We start from the raw sequence: 14,599 nt of genomic DNA, 5'->3' as shown, positions 1-14,599 counted from the left end.
GTTCGGGGGAACGGGGCCTCCCCCGGGACCCCTCACCCGATGGGCCGTCACCCGGACGAGTGCGCGCGGCGACTCCCCACGGGTTCGGCCCCGATGCTCCGGAGCCGACCCGCGTGTCCGGCACGACGCGTCGGCGCCCGGGGTCAGCCCGCGACGAAGGTGTGCGCCGCCTTGTCGTGCCAGCACTGCCGCCACGGCCGGTCGAACAGGCACCAGAGCACATTGACCACCCCGACCACCAGGACGCCCAGCACGCCGTAGACCAGCCAGCGGCGCAGCGCGGCACCGAAGGCCGGGGCCCCGTGGGACTCGATGTCCCGCACTTCGAGCCCGCAGAGCTTCTTGCCGAGCGTACGGCCCCACTTGGCGGTCGGCAGCGCCTCCAGCAGGAGGCCGAGCACCAGGAACGCGCCGAGCACCGCGCCGAACAGACCGGCCGTGGTGGAGTCCACCAGCCAGACGGTGACCGTCTCGCCGGACAGCTTCGCCGCGCTGATCTTCTCGTCGATGTGGTCCATCGCCCGCGAGACGAGCGGGAACCCGATCGCGCCGACCGGCACGGCCAGCACCACCGTGTCGACGAGCCGGGCGGCGAACCGCTTGCCGAGTCCGGCGGGCCTCGCCGATGCCTGGGCCTGCGCGAGCTGCTGGAACGGGTCGTCGACCGGGGGCTTCCAGGGCACGACGGGCTGATCCGGCTGTCCGCCCTGCGCACCGAACTGCGGATGGGGCTGCTGCGCCTGGAGCGGGAGCTGGGGCTGGGGGCGGGCGGCCTGCTCGGGATGGGCCAGCTGATGGACGTGCTGCGCCCAGGAGGCCGCACCACCGCCCGGACCCGGCGTGAGAGGGCCGTGGGGCTCGCCCGGGGCGGGGGCGCCCGGGGCAGGGGCGGCCGGGGCAGGGGCCGGCGCGGGACGCGGGTCCGGAGCCGGGCCGGGGGGCTGCGCCGGGGTCTGCGCGGGAGGCCGCGGACCGGTACCCGGGGAAAGCGCGCGGATCGCCATCGTCCCGTCCGTGGGCGGTTGTTCCGTCGTCCTCGGAGCGGGTGGGCGGGCGCCCGGGCCCACGGCGCGGATCGCGACCGTACCGTCGGTGGGCGGCCCTCCGGCTTCGCCGCCGCTGCCCGTACCGCTGCCACCGGGGCGGCCCGTGCGGTCGCTGCGGATCGCGACGGTGTTCTCGGGTGTCTGGCCGCCGCCGCGCACGGCCGGCAGCGCACCGGCCGCCGGGTCCGGGGAAACGGGCCGGCGCGGGTCCGCGGGAGCACGGTCGACGGGCGTCCGGACCGCGGGGGCGCGATCGACCGGGACCAGGCCGCCCGGTGCCCGGACCGCGGGAAGACGGTCGGCCTCCGGCCCCGGGCCGGACCCGGCCCCGGACTCCGGCCCCGACGGCCGACTCCGCTCGCCGCGTTCGTCCTGCGCACCGGGGTGCCCGGTGCCGCCCCAGGAGACCCGCCGGTCGCGTTCTCCGCCGAAGCCGGTCTGCCGGGACGCGTCCGCCTGCCAGGCGGTGGCCGGTTCAGGACGGTTGTCCGTGAGCGGCTCCTCGTCGAGGAAGACCGGACCGGTCTCGTCCAGCGGTGCGTCGGCCGACGCGGATACCGGGGCCGTCGGCTGCGGTCCACCCGCCGCTCCGGCGGGCGCCACGGGCGCCGAATCGCCCTGCGGAGGGGCGGGCCGGCTCGTGCCGGGCACCCACGAGGCGCCGTTCCAGTACCGGACGTATCCGGGAATGGACGGGTCGGGGTAGTACCCCTCGCGGGGGCTTTCGTCACCGGGTGCCGGGGTTGGGGCGCTCATCACCGTGGTCCCGTATCTCTTCGAGGCCGCAATTCAACGGGTCCACATCTATCAGACGCCCGCGTACCCCTGGGCGGCTCCAGGGGATTGGGCCACTTTCCGGTCACCCGGAAATTTTTTCCCGAAGTCGCGTAATGGACGGCGGGGAGGGCGCTCTCTCCCAGTGCGGACCGGTCACGGGACCGGCCCACAGGCACTGGAAGGACGCACTCATGCACACCGTCGTGGAACGCGAGCTGGAGTTCAAGCTGGTTCTGTCGCCCGAGCGCAGCATCCCCGTCCCCGCCAGGCTGACGTATCGCACGGAGGATCCGTACGCCGTGCACGTCGCCTTCCACATCGGCTCCGACTTCCCCGTCCACTGGACGTTCGCCCGCGAGCTGCTGGTCGAGGGCGTGTTCCGGCCGTGCGGCCACGGGGACGTACGGATCTGGCCGACGAAGGTCGACGTCCGCAACGTCATCTTCGTGGCGCTGACTTCGCCGGACGGCGACGCGCTGCTGGAGCTGCCGTCCGCCGCGGTGGCCGCCTGGGTGGAGCGGACGCTGCGGCTGGTCCCGCCGGGCACGGAGTCCGAGCGGCTGGGTATCGACGAGGGTCTCGCCGAGCTGCTCGCGCCGCTGCCTGCCGACGATCTGTGGCTGAGCGACCCGTGGGGGCCTGACGATTCGCAGGACGGCGACGCGTGAACGGCCACGGCGCCGGCAGGCCGTCAGAACACCTTGCCCGGGTTGAGCAGCCCCAGTGGGTCGAACGCCTGCTTGATGCCCCGGTGCAGTTCGACGCCCACCTCGCCGAGTTCGCGCGCGAGCCACTCCTTCTTCAGGACACCGACCCCGTGTTCGCCGGTGATCGTGCCGCCGAGTGCCAGGCCGAGCGCCATGATCTCGTCGAAGGACGCACGGGCGCGCCGGGACTCGTCGGCGTCGGTGTGGTCGAAACAGACGACGGGGTGCGTGTTGCCGTCGCCCGCGTGTGCGCAGACACCGATGGTGAGGCCGTACTTCTCGGCGACGGCGGCGGTGCCTTCGAGCATCGCGCCGAGTTTCGAGCGCGGAACGCAGACGTCGTCGATCATCGTGGCCGACTTGACGGTCTCCAGCGCGGTGAGCGCCATCCGCCGGGCCTGGAGCAGCAGATCGGACTCGGCGGCGTCCGCCGCGGGGACCACCTCGGTGGCGCCCGCAGCGGTGCACAGCTCGGCGACGGCGGCCAGGTCGGCGGACGGGTCCGGGGTGTCGAAGGCGGCGAGCAGGAGCGCCTCGGTGGTGTCGGGGAGGCCCATGGAGGCCATCCTGTTGACGGCACGGACCGTCGTACGGTCCATCAGTTCGAGGAGTGACGGGGTGTGACCACGCTCCATGATCCGGCAGATCGCGTCGCAGGCGGTGGCCGCGCTCGGGAACTCGGCGGCCAGGACCAGCTGCCGCGGGGGCCGGGGCTTCAGCGCCAGCACGGCCTTGACGACGATGCCGAGGCTGCCCTCCGAGCCGACGAAGAGCCGGGTGAGGTCGTAGCCGGCGACGCCCTTCGCGGTGCGGCGGCCGGTGGTGAGCAGCCGCCCGTCGGCGAGGACGACGTCCAGGCCGAGCACGTACTCCGCGGTGACCCCGTACTTCACGCAGCACAGACCGCCGGAAGCGGTGCCGATGTTGCCGCCGATGGTGCATGTCTCCCAACTGGAGGGATCCGGCGGGTAGTGGAGGCCGTGCTCGTCGACCGCCCGGGAGAGGACCGCGTTGACGACGCCCGGTTCGACGACCGCGATCCGGTCGACCGGGCTGATCTCCAGGATCCGGTCCATCTTCACCAGGGAGAGCACGATGCACCCGTCGGAGGCGTTGGCCGCGCCCGACAGACCGGTGCGGGCCCCCTGCGGGACGACCGGGACGCGCAGGGCCGTGGCCGTGCGCATGACGTGCTGGACCTGCTCGACCGTGCGCGGGAGCACGACGACGGCCGGTGTGCCCGATGCGCAGAAGCTCGCCATGTCGTGCGCGTACGAGGCGGTGATGTCGGGATCGGTGATCAGGGCCTCGTCGGGCAGCCCCGCACGCAGTCGTTCGAGAAGACCGTTCATGGTCCGAGCGTGACACCCGGGCCCATTGGTGTGAACCCGTCTGCGGCTGCCTCCGCAAGGCGCGGTGTGCTCTTCGTACTGACGCAGAGTGATCGGCATGGATGTCATGCCGCAGCAGCCTCCGGAGTCCCCCGATTCGACCGAGCCTCCCCTTGAGCCCCCCGGAACCCGGCCGGCACCGCCGGACCCGGTGTCGTCGGACGAGCTGCCGCCCCTGTCGCTGCGGACGACGCTGCGCAGGGCGGCCATGGGCATGGTGGCGGGTGCGGTGCTGGTGACGGGTGCGGTGGTGGCCGTGCCGGAGGACGAGAAGAAGTCCGCGCCACCGCCCGCGCCGGGGCCGGTCTCGCGGGCCCTTGCGGCGACGGACCTGGGCTATCCCGCCTCGCTCTCCGATCTGACGGCGCTGATGGGGGACCGGCAGCAGTGGGTGGGCACGCATCCTTCCGACGCGGGGGCGTGGGCCCTGCTCGGTGCGTCCTATGTGGAGTGGGCGCAGCGCTCCGCGGACGCGGCGTACTTCGGCCGGGCCGAGCAGGCGCTGCAGCGCTCGCTGAACGTCGAGCCGGGTGAGAAGGGGAACACCGCGGCCTGGGTGGGGCTCGCGACGCTCGCCAATGCCCGGGGCGACTTCGGCGCGGCGAAGAAGTGGGGCGAGAAGGTCCGTGCGCGGGAGCCGAAGCAGTGGGCGGTCTACCCGCCCCTGATCGACGCGTACAACGGCCTCGGTGACTACAAGGCCTCGCGCACGGCGGTGGGGAGGTTCACGGCGCTGCGCCCCGGCGGCGCCGCGCTGCTGCGTACGGCGCGGATGTACCGGGACCACGGAGGGCGGGAGGAAGCGCTGGCGAACGCGCAGGCCGCGGCCGACCGGGCCACGACCCCGGCGCAGAAGGCGGAATGCCTGTATCTGCTGGGCGAACTGGCCTGGGAACGCGGCAAGCCCGAGGAGGCGGTGGCGCAGTACGGCGCGGCGCTGCGGGCCGACCGTACCCACCCCGCGTCGCTCGCGGGACGGGCCAGGGCGCTGGCCGCGCTCAGCCGTACGGACGAGGCGCTGCGCGACTACCGGGCGGCGCTGGCTTATCTTCCCCGGCCCGAGTACATGCTCGAACTGGGTGAGTTGTACGAGTCGCTGGGACGGGACGACGAGGCCCGGAACCAGTACGGACAGCTCGGTGAGGCTCTCACGCGCGGCGACGCCCAGGGAGTGGACAACGCGCTGCTGCGCGGCCGCTTCGAGGCCGCTCACGGGGATCCGGCGGTGGCGGTGGAGCTGCTGCAGGCGGAGTGGGGCCGATCGCACCGCAGCGCGGCCGTGGCGGACGCGCTGGGCTGGGCGCTGCACCGCTCCGGCGATTCGTCCGCCGCGCTGCGGTACGCGACGCAGGCGGTCGACACGGGCGGGTGGAACGCCTCGTACATGTCCCACCTGGGCGCGATCCAGCAGGCGTTGAAGGACTACGGTCCGGCGCGCCGCAATCTGGCGGCGGCACTGGGCATCAATCCGCACTTCTCACCGCTGGAGGCCCCGGCGTCCCGGGAGGCACTGGACTCGCTGGCCCAGCTCCCGCCGGGCGGCCCGCAGGACATGCGGCCCGCCCCGGAACCCGAGCCGGCCGCGCGGGCCGAGCCGGAGGCATCCGGGCGGGTGCCACAGCGGCAGGCGCCCGCGAGAACCCCGGAGCCGGTCGCGACCCCGGTGGCCGAGCCGAGCGCGCCGGGCGCCGGGCCGCAGCCGCCGGATCCGGAGCTGCGGCTGGCGGCAGGAGCGCCCGGCCCCGGCACCCACGCGCCGGGCAGCCGCTGACGGGCCGCCGGGGCCGATCCGCCCGCGCGCCGCGTGCCCGGGGTGCCTGCCCGGTGCCGGCCGCGCCTGGGGCGGGGCCCCGGTTTCGCCGGGGCCCCGCCGTCGCACCCTGGGGATCAGAGGTTGCCGCGCTTCTCCTGCTCGCGCTCGATCGCCTCGAACAGGGCCTTGAAGTTGCCCTTGCCGAAGCCCATCGAGCCGTGGCGTTCGATCATCTCGAAGAAGACGGTCGGGCGGTCCTGGACCGGCTTGGTGAAGATCTGCAGCAGGTAGCCGTCCTCGTCGCGGTCGACGAGGATCTTCAGCTCGCGCAGGATCTCCACGGGGACCCGGGTCTCGCCCGCCCACTCGCCGAGGGTGTCGTAGTACGAGTCGGGCGTGTCCAGGAACTGCACGCCGGCGGCCCGCATCGCGCGTACCGAGGCGACGATGTCGTTCGTGGCGAGCGCGATGTGCTGGACGCCCGCGCCGCCGTAGAACTCCAGGTACTCGTCGATCTGGGACTTCTTCTTCGCGATGGCCGGCTCGTTGATCGGGAACTTGACCTTGAGCGTGCCGTCGGCGACGACCTTGGACATGAGCGCGGAGTACTCGGTGGCGATGTCGTCGCCCACGAACTCCTTCATGTTGGTGAAGCCCATGACCTTGTTGTAGAAGCCGACCCACTCGTTCATCCGGCCGAGTTCCACGTTGCCGACGCAGTGGTCGATGGCCTGGAAGAAGCGCTTGGCGGGCGGCTCGACGATCGGGGCCGCCGCGACGAAGCCGGGCAGGTAGGGGCCCTCGTAGCCGGTGCGCTCGACGAGGGTGTGGCGGGTCTTGCCGTACGTGGCGATGGCGGCGAGCACGACCGTGCCGTGCTCGTCCTTGACCTCGTGCGGTTCGGCGAGACCGAGGGCGCCGTGCTCGACCGCGTACGCGTAGGCCGCTCGGGCGTCCGGGACCTCGATGGCCAGGTCGACGACACCGTCGCCGTGCTCGGCGACATGGTCGGCGAGGAAGCGGCCGTGGTCGGTGGACGCCTTGATGACGGAGGTGAAGACGAAACGGGCGGAGCCGTTGGTCAGGACGTAACTCGCCGTCTCGCGGCTGCCGTTCTCCGGTCCGGAGTAGGCGACCAGCTTCATGCCGAAGGCCGTCGAGTAGTAGTGCGCGGCCTGCTTGGCGTTGCCGACGGCGAAGACGACCGCGTCCATTCCCTTGACCGGGAAGGGGTCGGCCTGCCGGGCTGTGTCGGGGGTGGTGTGCAGAGTCTCAGTCATGTTCGAAGGCTCTCGCCGCTTCGCAAGGTGCGCAACAGTTCGCGAATTCACTGGGCAATCTGCACAGCCGAAGGGGACGATGGCCGGGCTATCTGTACATGATGACCATCACAGCGACCCCCGGAGGCGGACCATGGCGATCGATCATCTGGACGGGCGGCTCATCGTACTGCTGGCCCGTGAACCCCGTATCGGCGTCCTGGAGGCATCGCGCCGGCTCGGCGTGGCGCGCGGGACGGTGCAGGCCCGCCTCGACCGGCTTCAGTCGAATGGAGTCATTCGCGGATTCGGCCCGACCGTCGATCCGGCGGCGCTCGGCTACCCGGTCACCGCGTTCGCGACCCTGGAGATCAAGCAGGGCCAAGGGGTCGATGTACGGGCCCACTTGGCCGGTGTTCCGGAGGTGCTGGAGCTGCACACGACCACGGGGCACGGCGACATGCTCTGCCGTCTCGTCGCGCGATCCAACGCCGATCTTCAACGGGTGATCGACCGGGTCGTCGGTTTTGATGGCATCGTCCGGGCCTCCACGGCCATCGTCATGGAGAACCCGGTTCCGCTGCGCGTCATCCCGCTCGTCGAGCAGGCCGCGGGGGACGACGACTGAGCCGAGGAGTGACGTGTGAGCTTCTGGGAGTATCTGGGCAACCGGCACCAACAGCTGCTCACCGACGCGTACCAGCACGTCAGCGCCGTGTTCCAGTGCATGGTCATCGCCACGCTGCTCGGTGTCCTGATCGGCGTCGTCACCTATCGCAGCGGATGGGCGGGGTCGCTGGCCATCACATCGACGGCGACGGTCCTCACCATTCCCTCGCTCGCCGCGATCGGTCTGCTCATCCCGCTGGTCGGGCTCGGGGTCGCGCCCACGGTGATCACACTGACGCTGTACGGGCTGCTGCCCATCGTCCGCAACTCCATCGTGGGGCTGCGCGGCGTCGATCCGGCGCTGGTCGACGCGGCGCGGGGCATCGGGATGTCGCGGACGGCCCGGCTGTGCCGGGTGGAACTGCCGCTCGCCTGGCCGCCGATCCTCACCGGCATCCGGGTCTCCACACAGATGCTGATGGGCATCGCCGCCATCGCCGCGTACGCCTCGGGCCCCGGCCTGGGCAACGAGATCTTCCGCGGCATCGCCTCGCTGGGCAGCGCCAACGCGATCAATCAGGTGCTCGCGGGCACGCTCGGCATCGTCGTCCTCGCCCTGCTCTTCGACGCCGCGTACGTCCTGCTCGGGCGGCTCACCATTCCCAGGGGGATTCGTGTCTGAGACCGCCGGTTCCGAAGGCGCCGGTTCCCGCGCCGCCCACGGGAGCACGGCCGCCGACGACGCCGCGACGACGCGGACCACGTCGGGCGCCACCATCCATCTGGACAACCTGACCAAGCGCTACCCGGGCAATCCGAGCCCGGCGGTGGACAACGTCTCGATGGACATCAAGGCCGGCGAGACGGTGATCTTCGTCGGCCCGTCCGGCTGCGGGAAGTCCACCACCCTGAAGATGATCAACCGGCTGATCGAGCCGACGTCCGGGCGGATCAGGATCGACGACGAGGACGTCACCGACATCGACCCGGTGAAGCTGCGCCGCAAGATCGGATACGCGATCCAGTCGTCCGGGCTCTTCCCGCACATGACGGTCGCCGAGAACATCGCCCTCGTACCGAGGATGGTCGGCTGGTCGAAGTCGAAGGTGAAGGACCGGGTCGAGGAGATGCTCGATCTGGTCGGCCTGGATCCGCGGGAGTTCCACGGGCGCTATCCGCGGGCGCTGTCCGGCGGACAGCAGCAGCGGGTGGGCGTGGCACGGGCCCTGGCGGCCGATCCGCCGGTGCTGCTGATGGACGAGCCGTTCGGCGCGGTCGACCCGATCACCCGCGACCACCTCCAGGACGAGCTGATCCGCCTCCAGCACGAGCTGCACAAGACGATCGTCTTCGTCACCCATGACTTCGACGAGGCGATCAAGCTGGGTGACCGGATCGCCGTGCTGCGCGAGCGTTCGCACATCGCGCAGTTCGACACCCCCGAGGCGATCCTCACCAACCCGACGGACGACTTCGTCTCGGGTTTCGTCGGCGCCGGTGCGGCGTTGAAGCGGCTCAACCTCACCCGCGTACGGGATGTGGAGATGGCCCAGTTCCCGACGGTGACGGTCGACGACCCGCTCCAGTCGATCTTCAACAGGCTGCGCGGCGGCCCGCACAACGAACTGCTGATGCTGGACCGCAGGAACCGCCCGTACAAGTGGCTGCGGCGCGGCGACCTGATGCGGGCCCGGGGGTCGCTGGCGCGTGCCGGGCAGCTCGTCCACGACACCGTGACGCGCGACGCGACGCTGCACGACGCGCTGGAGGCGGTGCTGACCGACAGCGGCGGACGGGTCGCGGTGACGGGGCGACGCGGCGAGTTCATCGGGGTCGTCGACATGGAGACCCTGATGAACTCCGTCCATGAACTGCTGGAGGCCGACCGGCTCGCCGCCATCGAGCACCAGCACGATCTGGAGGAGCTCCGCACCCACCGGACCGAACAGGAGCCGGAGGGCGGTGCGGGCGCATGACTCCCGACAACCCGCTGAATCCCGAATCGAGGCGGCCCCCGCGCCCCCTCCGCCCGGCGCCCGCGTCCGACAAGGACCGCCCGCCCGGCGAACACGACGTCAGGGGCCACGCCTTCCACGACGAGGAGGAGGAACCCGCACCACCCCCACCGGCCGGGCCGCGGCGCCGGCTCTCCTGGCCCAAGCTGGTGGTCCTGCCGGTCGCGCTCATGGTCGTCCTGGCCGTCACCTATCTCTGGATCACCAGCGTCCACCTCGATTCGATCGCGCGGAACTCGCTCACCGGCGGCAATGTGCAGCTGCGCTGGTGGCAGCATGTGAAGCTGACCGCGATCTCGACGTTCTGGGTGCTGATCATCGCCGTCCCGCTGGGGATCGCGCTGACCCGGCGCAGGCTGCGCAGGGGCGCCCCGCTGGTCACCGCGATCGCCAACATCGGACAGGCGACCCCGGCGATCGGCCTGCTGGCACTGCTGGTGATCTGGCTGGGCATCGGCCCGTCGACGGCGATCATCGGCATGGTGATCTACGCGGTGCTGCCGGTCTTCTCGAACACGGTGGCCGGTCTCAAGGCGATCGAACCGAACCTGGTCGAGGCCTCGCGCGGCATCGGCATGTCCGCGATGGGGACGCTCACCAAGGTCGAACTGCCGCTCGCCGTGCCGCTGATCCTGGCCGGTGTACGGACGGCGCTGGTGCTCAACGTCGGTACGGCGACCCTGGCCACCTTCGTCGGCGGCGGCGGGCTCGGCGACCTGATCACCTCGGGCATCCAGACCCAGCGGATGCCGGTGCTGGTGCTCGGCTCCGTGCTGACGGTGGTGCTGGCGCTGCTGGTGGACTGGCTGGCCTCGCTGGTCGAGCTGGCACTGACACCGCGTGGCCTGGAGGTGGGATGAGGATGGGCCCGCGAAAGGTGCGTGCCGGGCTCGTGGGGGTGCTCGCCCTGGCACTGCTGCTCTCCGGGTGCGGACTGAAGAGCGGTTCGCCGATGGTGGACGACGTGGTGCCCGGCTCCGTCGGCCGGGGCAGGCCGCTGTCCGGCGCCTCGCTGACCGTCACCTCGAAGAACTTCAGCGAGAACATCGTCCTGGGCCAGATGATCGGCCTGGTCTTCAAGGCCGCCGGGGCGGAGGTCCTGGACCGGACGAACCTGCCCGGGTCGATCAGCGCGCGCGAGGCGATCGTCAAGGGCGGGGCGGACGCCATGTACGAATACACGGGCACCGGCTGGATCACCTACCTGGGCCACGCGAAGCCGATCGCCGACCCGCTGAAGCAGTGGGAGGCGGTCCGTGACGAGGACCGGCACAACGGCGTGACCTGGCTGCCGCCATCCACCCTCAACAACACCTACGCGCTCGCCATCAGCCGGAAGAACAACGCGAAGTACCACCTGAGGACGCTCTCCGACGTCGCCGCGCTCGCCGGGAAGAACCCGTCGGCGGTGACGATCTGTGTGGAGAACGAGTTCGCCTCGCGCGACGACGGGCTGCCGGGCATGGAGAAGGCGTACGGGATGAGTCTCCCGGCCGCCAACATCAAGAAGATGGACGCCGGGATCATCTACACCCAGGTCTCGAAGTCCAACTCCTGCCTGCTGGGCGAGGTGTTCACCACGGACGGCCGGATCAAGGCCATGGACCTCGAAGTGCTCGTGGACGACAAGCACTTCTTCCCCAACTACAACGCGGCGCCGGTCGTCCACAGCAAGACCTTCGAGAAGTACCCGCAGATCGCGGGGCTGCTCGACCCGGTCAGCAGGAAGCTGACGACGGAGGTCGCCCAGGTGCTCAACGCCAAGGTGGACGTCGACGGCCAGGACCCGCACGACGTGGCGAAGGAGTGGCTGATCCAGGAGGGGTTCATCAAGAAGGGGTGAGCCGTCACGGCCCCGAGGGCAGGGTGCAAAGAAATCTCTGCAAAAAAACCGTTGCAAAGAGAGTTTTGCAACTCTACGGTTGAACCATGCCCGCAACAGAGAACGACGGCGAGAGCGCCGTCGTCGGCCAGAATGTCCACACGGTCGACGCCCGCACCCTGCGCGCACTCGCCCACCCCCTGCGACTGCGCCTGCTGAGCGCGCTCCGCGAGTTCGGCCCCGCCACCGCCTCCGGACTCGCGGACCGACTGGGCGAGTCCAGCGGCGCCACCAGCTACCACCTCAGGCAGTTGGCGACGTACGGCTTCGTCGAGGACGACCCCGAGCGCGGCAAGGGCCGCGAACGCTGGTGGCGGGCCGTCCACACGGGCACCGCCTTCAACAGCGACCGATTCCTGAGCCACCCGGATCCCGAGGTGCGCGGCGCGGTCGGCGTCGTACTCCACGAGATCGCCACCGCACACGCCCAGGAACTGAACACCTGGCTCGGCACGATGCACGAATGGCCCGAGGAGTGGCTGCACGGCTGGGACGCCAGCGACTTCAAGGTGCGCCTCACCCCCGATCTCTCCAGGGAGCTGATCGGAAAGATCCACGATCTCATCGCGAGCTATGAGGACCGGGTGCCGGAGGGTACGGAGGGCTCGGCCACCGTCCGCAGCCACGTGCACCTCTTCCCTCGCCCCGCCGAGTAACGAACCCACCGAGCACGGCCCGAAGAGCGGTGGACCCGTCCGGCGGACGGGTCCACCGTGCGACGCCGCCGGCCGTGCGGGAAGCCACCGGGCACCGAGCCGGCCGTGCGACGAAGTCACCGAGGAACGAGCCCCTCCGACCGGAAGGACACCGCCATGCACTCCGACACGCATCTGCTGCTGCACGACCAGCGCTCCGCCGAACTACGGCAGCGGGCAACGGATTTCGATCTCGTCCCGGCTGATCCGCGCGCCTCGCTGCGCGCCCGGCTGGGATGGCTCCTCGTGGAGTCGGGGCTGCGCATCATGCCCCGCAGCCCCGACCACCCCTCCATCGCGCCCGGTACGGCATGAGCGGCCGGGGGGACCGCAGGCGCGACCGCATCCCGCTCATCGCCGTACTGTCCGCCAACTCCATCTCCACGGCCGGTACTTCACTCACGCTCATCGGGGTGCCGTGGTTCGTCCTGGAGACCACGGGCAGTGCGGGGCGGGCCGGTGTCGTAGCCTTCTGCGCGACGCTGCCGATCGTCGTCTCCGCGCTGATCGGCGGACCCGTCATCGACCGGATCGGACGCCGCCGGGTCTCCGTCGCCTCCGACCTGGTGTGCGGCCTCGCCGTCGCCGCCATCCCGCTGCTGTACTACGCGGACGCCCTGGCGTTCTGGACGCTGTGCGCGCTGATGGCCGTCAGCGGGCTCCTGCACACCCCGGGCAACACGGCGCGCTACGTCCTCGTGCCGGATCTCGCCGAACACGCCGGCACCACCCTCGCACGTGCCGCCAGCCTCTTCGACGCCGTCTCACGCGGCGCCCGGATGGTCGGCGCGGCGCTGGCCGGCATGCTGATCGCGCTGGTCGGCGCGGAGACCGTGCTGCTGCTGGACGCCGCGACGTTTCTGACGTCCGCGCTGCTGATCGCGTTCGGGGTGCGCGGAGTGCGGGCGGCCGAACCCCGCAAGGCCGCAGCACCCGTGTCGCTGCGCGCGTACCGCACCGAACTGCGCGAGGGATACGCCTACTTGCTGAGCAACCGGCTGCTGCTGGCGGTCGTGGTGATGGTCATGTTCATGAACGGCACGGATCAGGGCTGGAACGCCGTCCTGCTGCCGGTGCACGCCTCCGCCGAACTGGGCGGTGCCCGGGACATCGGGCTGCTCACCGCGCTCTTCGGCGCCGGTGGACTGACCGGGGCGCTGCTGTACGGATGGTTCGGCGACCGCTTCTCGCGGCGGGCCGTGTTCACGGTGTGCGTGCTGTTGTGCGGTGCGCCCAGGTACGCCGTCGCGGCGCTGACCGGTACGACGCTGCCGCTCGCCGTGACCATGGCGCTGAGCGGCATCGCGGGCGGGGTGCTGAACCCGGTCCTGACGACGGTGATCTACGGAAGCGTGCCCGACGAGCTGCGCAGCCGGGTCTCCGGAGTCCTCACGGCGGGCGGCGAACTCGCCATGCCGGTGGGCGGTCTCGTGGCGGGCCTGCTGGTGGAGAGCACGGGTGCACGGGGCGCGCTGCTGGCGATGGGCGGGGGGTATCTGCTGGCGACGCTGAGCCCGGTGGTGTTCCCGGTGTGGCGCACGATGGACGAGGCGGGGTCCGGGGCCGAGGAGAGGCCGGGGTCCGGGGCGGTGGGAGCGGTGGACGCCGCCGTACCGTCACCGGCCGCCGAGGTCAGCAGCTCGGTACCTTGTGGCCCTGCTCCAGCGCCCGGAGCGAGGACACCGCGTTCTTGAGGGTCGTGACCGGGATCAGCCGGAGCCCCTTGGGAAGCTCGGCCCCCGCCTCGGTGCATTCGGCCTTCGGGACGAGGAAGACGGTCGCGCCGTCGCGGTGCGCGGCCTGAGTCTTCAGCGACACCCCGCCGACCGCTCCGACCTCGCCGTTCGCCTGGATCGTGCCGGTGCCCGCGATGGTGCGGCCACCGGTGAGATCGCCGCCGGAGCCGTCGCCCGCGAGCTTGTCGACGATGCCGAGCGCGAAGAACAGTCCCGCGCTCGGGCCGCCCACATCGGCGAGGTGCAGGGTGACGTCGACCGAGCCCTTGGGCTTGCCGAGGTAGTTCAGGGCAGCGTCGACGGCGGAGTTCTGCGACTTCCTCATGTCTTCGAGGTTGTGCTTCTCGATCTCCTTCTCGGAGCCGCCGGTCGGGTAGACGGAGTCACGGGGCAGCACCGCACGGTCCGTACGGAACCAGCTGTCGATCACATCGCCGATGCCGACGTCGGCGGTGGGCCCGGTCGCGACGATCGTCGTCATCCGCAGCTCGCCCTTGGTGGGGCGGGTGGGCGCGCCCTTGATGCTGATCACCGGTGTGCCGTGATCGTTCCCGAGCACGTTCGCGGTCGTGCCGGGCTGCGCCAGCGTGAACGGCAGCGGCGCGAAGGCCGCCACACCGAACAGGGCGAGGACGGGCAGGGCGCACAGGGCGAGGGTGCGGGAGCGCGAGAGACGAGTGAGCACCCGCCCAATCTAACCGCCGGGGCGACCGCGCGCGGGCCGGGTGG

At 71.3% G+C, this 14,599-nt stretch carries 14 protein-coding genes; 10 read left to right on the top strand and 4 right to left on the bottom strand.

Translation table 11 applies throughout. The features are described 5' to 3' along the window. Window positions 1–143: 143 nt before the first annotated feature. Window positions 144–1,802 carry an RDD family protein gene (locus ACIQCZ_RS07175; RefSeq protein WP_402280405.1) on the bottom strand — a complete coding sequence of 553 codons (1,659 nt, stop codon included), beginning with the start codon at window positions 1,800–1,802 and terminating at the stop codon, window positions 144–146. 212 nt (window positions 1,803–2,014) lie between these two features. On the opposite strand from ACIQCZ_RS07175, the gene ACIQCZ_RS07170 reads away from it, so the two are divergent. Next, a complete protein-coding gene (locus ACIQCZ_RS07170) occupies window positions 2,015–2,491 on the top strand; it encodes an SsgA family sporulation/cell division regulator (protein WP_402280403.1) in 477 nt (158 codons plus the stop codon). A 23-nt stretch (window positions 2,492–2,514) separates the two neighbouring features. Here the strand turns inward: ACIQCZ_RS07170 and ACIQCZ_RS07165 are convergent, their stop codons facing one another. Then, window positions 2,515–3,882, bottom strand: a complete 1,368-nt coding sequence (locus tag ACIQCZ_RS07165) for an FAD-binding oxidoreductase (RefSeq protein WP_402280402.1) — start codon at window positions 3,880–3,882, stop codon at window positions 2,515–2,517. A 97-nt stretch (window positions 3,883–3,979) separates the two neighbouring features. On the opposite strand from ACIQCZ_RS07165, the gene ACIQCZ_RS07160 reads away from it, so the two are divergent. Next, on the top strand, window positions 3,980–5,692 hold the full coding sequence (locus ACIQCZ_RS07160; protein WP_402280400.1) for a tetratricopeptide repeat protein: 1,713 nt from the start codon (window positions 3,980–3,982) through the stop codon (window positions 5,690–5,692). 116 nt (window positions 5,693–5,808) lie between these two features. On the opposite strand, the gene hppD is transcribed toward ACIQCZ_RS07160, so the two are convergent. Then, window positions 5,809–6,954: a 4-hydroxyphenylpyruvate dioxygenase gene (gene hppD, locus ACIQCZ_RS07155; protein ID WP_376208025.1), complete on the bottom strand. Its 1,146-nt coding sequence runs from the start codon at window positions 6,952–6,954 to the stop codon at window positions 5,809–5,811. A 133-nt stretch (window positions 6,955–7,087) separates the two neighbouring features. On the opposite strand from hppD, the gene ACIQCZ_RS07150 reads away from it, so the two are divergent. From ACIQCZ_RS07150 to ACIQCZ_RS07115, 8 genes are all read left to right on the top strand, one after another. Continuing rightward, window positions 7,088–7,561: an Lrp/AsnC family transcriptional regulator gene (locus ACIQCZ_RS07150; RefSeq protein ID WP_376208023.1), complete on the top strand. Its 474-nt coding sequence runs from the start codon at window positions 7,088–7,090 to the stop codon at window positions 7,559–7,561. A 15-nt stretch (window positions 7,562–7,576) separates the two neighbouring features. Next, window positions 7,577–8,224 carry an ABC transporter permease gene (locus ACIQCZ_RS07145; protein ID WP_351073458.1) on the top strand — a complete coding sequence of 216 codons (648 nt, stop codon included), beginning with the start codon at window positions 7,577–7,579 and terminating at the stop codon, window positions 8,222–8,224. A gap of 94 nt (window positions 8,225–8,318) precedes the next feature. Continuing rightward, complete coding sequence (locus ACIQCZ_RS07140; RefSeq protein WP_402281245.1) at window positions 8,319–9,518, top strand: betaine/proline/choline family ABC transporter ATP-binding protein; 1,200 nt, start codon at window positions 8,319–8,321, stop codon at window positions 9,516–9,518. After that, window positions 9,515–10,417, top strand: coding sequence for an ABC transporter permease (locus tag ACIQCZ_RS07135; protein WP_402280398.1), 903 nt, complete (start codon window positions 9,515–9,517; stop codon window positions 10,415–10,417). Before ACIQCZ_RS07140 ends, ACIQCZ_RS07135 begins: the two co-directional genes overlap by 4 nt. A gap of 2 nt (window positions 10,418–10,419) precedes the next feature. Further along, a complete protein-coding gene (locus ACIQCZ_RS07130; protein ID WP_402280396.1) occupies window positions 10,420–11,400 on the top strand; it encodes a glycine betaine ABC transporter substrate-binding protein in 981 nt (326 codons plus the stop codon). A gap of 86 nt (window positions 11,401–11,486) precedes the next feature. Continuing rightward, complete coding sequence (locus tag ACIQCZ_RS07125; protein ID WP_402280395.1) at window positions 11,487–12,095, top strand: helix-turn-helix domain-containing protein; 609 nt, start codon at window positions 11,487–11,489, stop codon at window positions 12,093–12,095. A gap of 156 nt (window positions 12,096–12,251) precedes the next feature. After that, window positions 12,252–12,449 (top strand): hypothetical protein, encoded by a 198-nt coding sequence (locus tag ACIQCZ_RS07120; protein ID WP_402280394.1) that lies wholly within the window; start codon window positions 12,252–12,254, stop codon window positions 12,447–12,449. Then, a complete protein-coding gene (locus ACIQCZ_RS07115; RefSeq protein WP_402280392.1) occupies window positions 12,446–13,828 on the top strand; it encodes an MFS transporter in 1,383 nt (460 codons plus the stop codon). The genes ACIQCZ_RS07120 and ACIQCZ_RS07115 overlap by 4 nt, the downstream gene beginning before the upstream one ends. Here ACIQCZ_RS07115 and ACIQCZ_RS07110 read toward each other — a convergent pair. Continuing rightward, on the bottom strand, window positions 13,767–14,555 hold the full coding sequence (locus ACIQCZ_RS07110; RefSeq protein WP_402280391.1) for a S16 family serine protease: 789 nt from the start codon (window positions 14,553–14,555) through the stop codon (window positions 13,767–13,769). The genes ACIQCZ_RS07115 and ACIQCZ_RS07110 overlap by 62 nt on opposite strands. Window positions 14,556–14,599 lie beyond the last annotated feature (44 nt).

Origin of the sequence: Streptomyces sp. NPDC093149 (assembly GCF_044754145.1) — a bacterium.
GTDB lineage: Bacteria > Actinomycetota > Actinomycetes > Streptomycetales > Streptomycetaceae > Streptomyces.
This window is presented reverse-complemented; position numbering and strand designations above follow the sequence as displayed.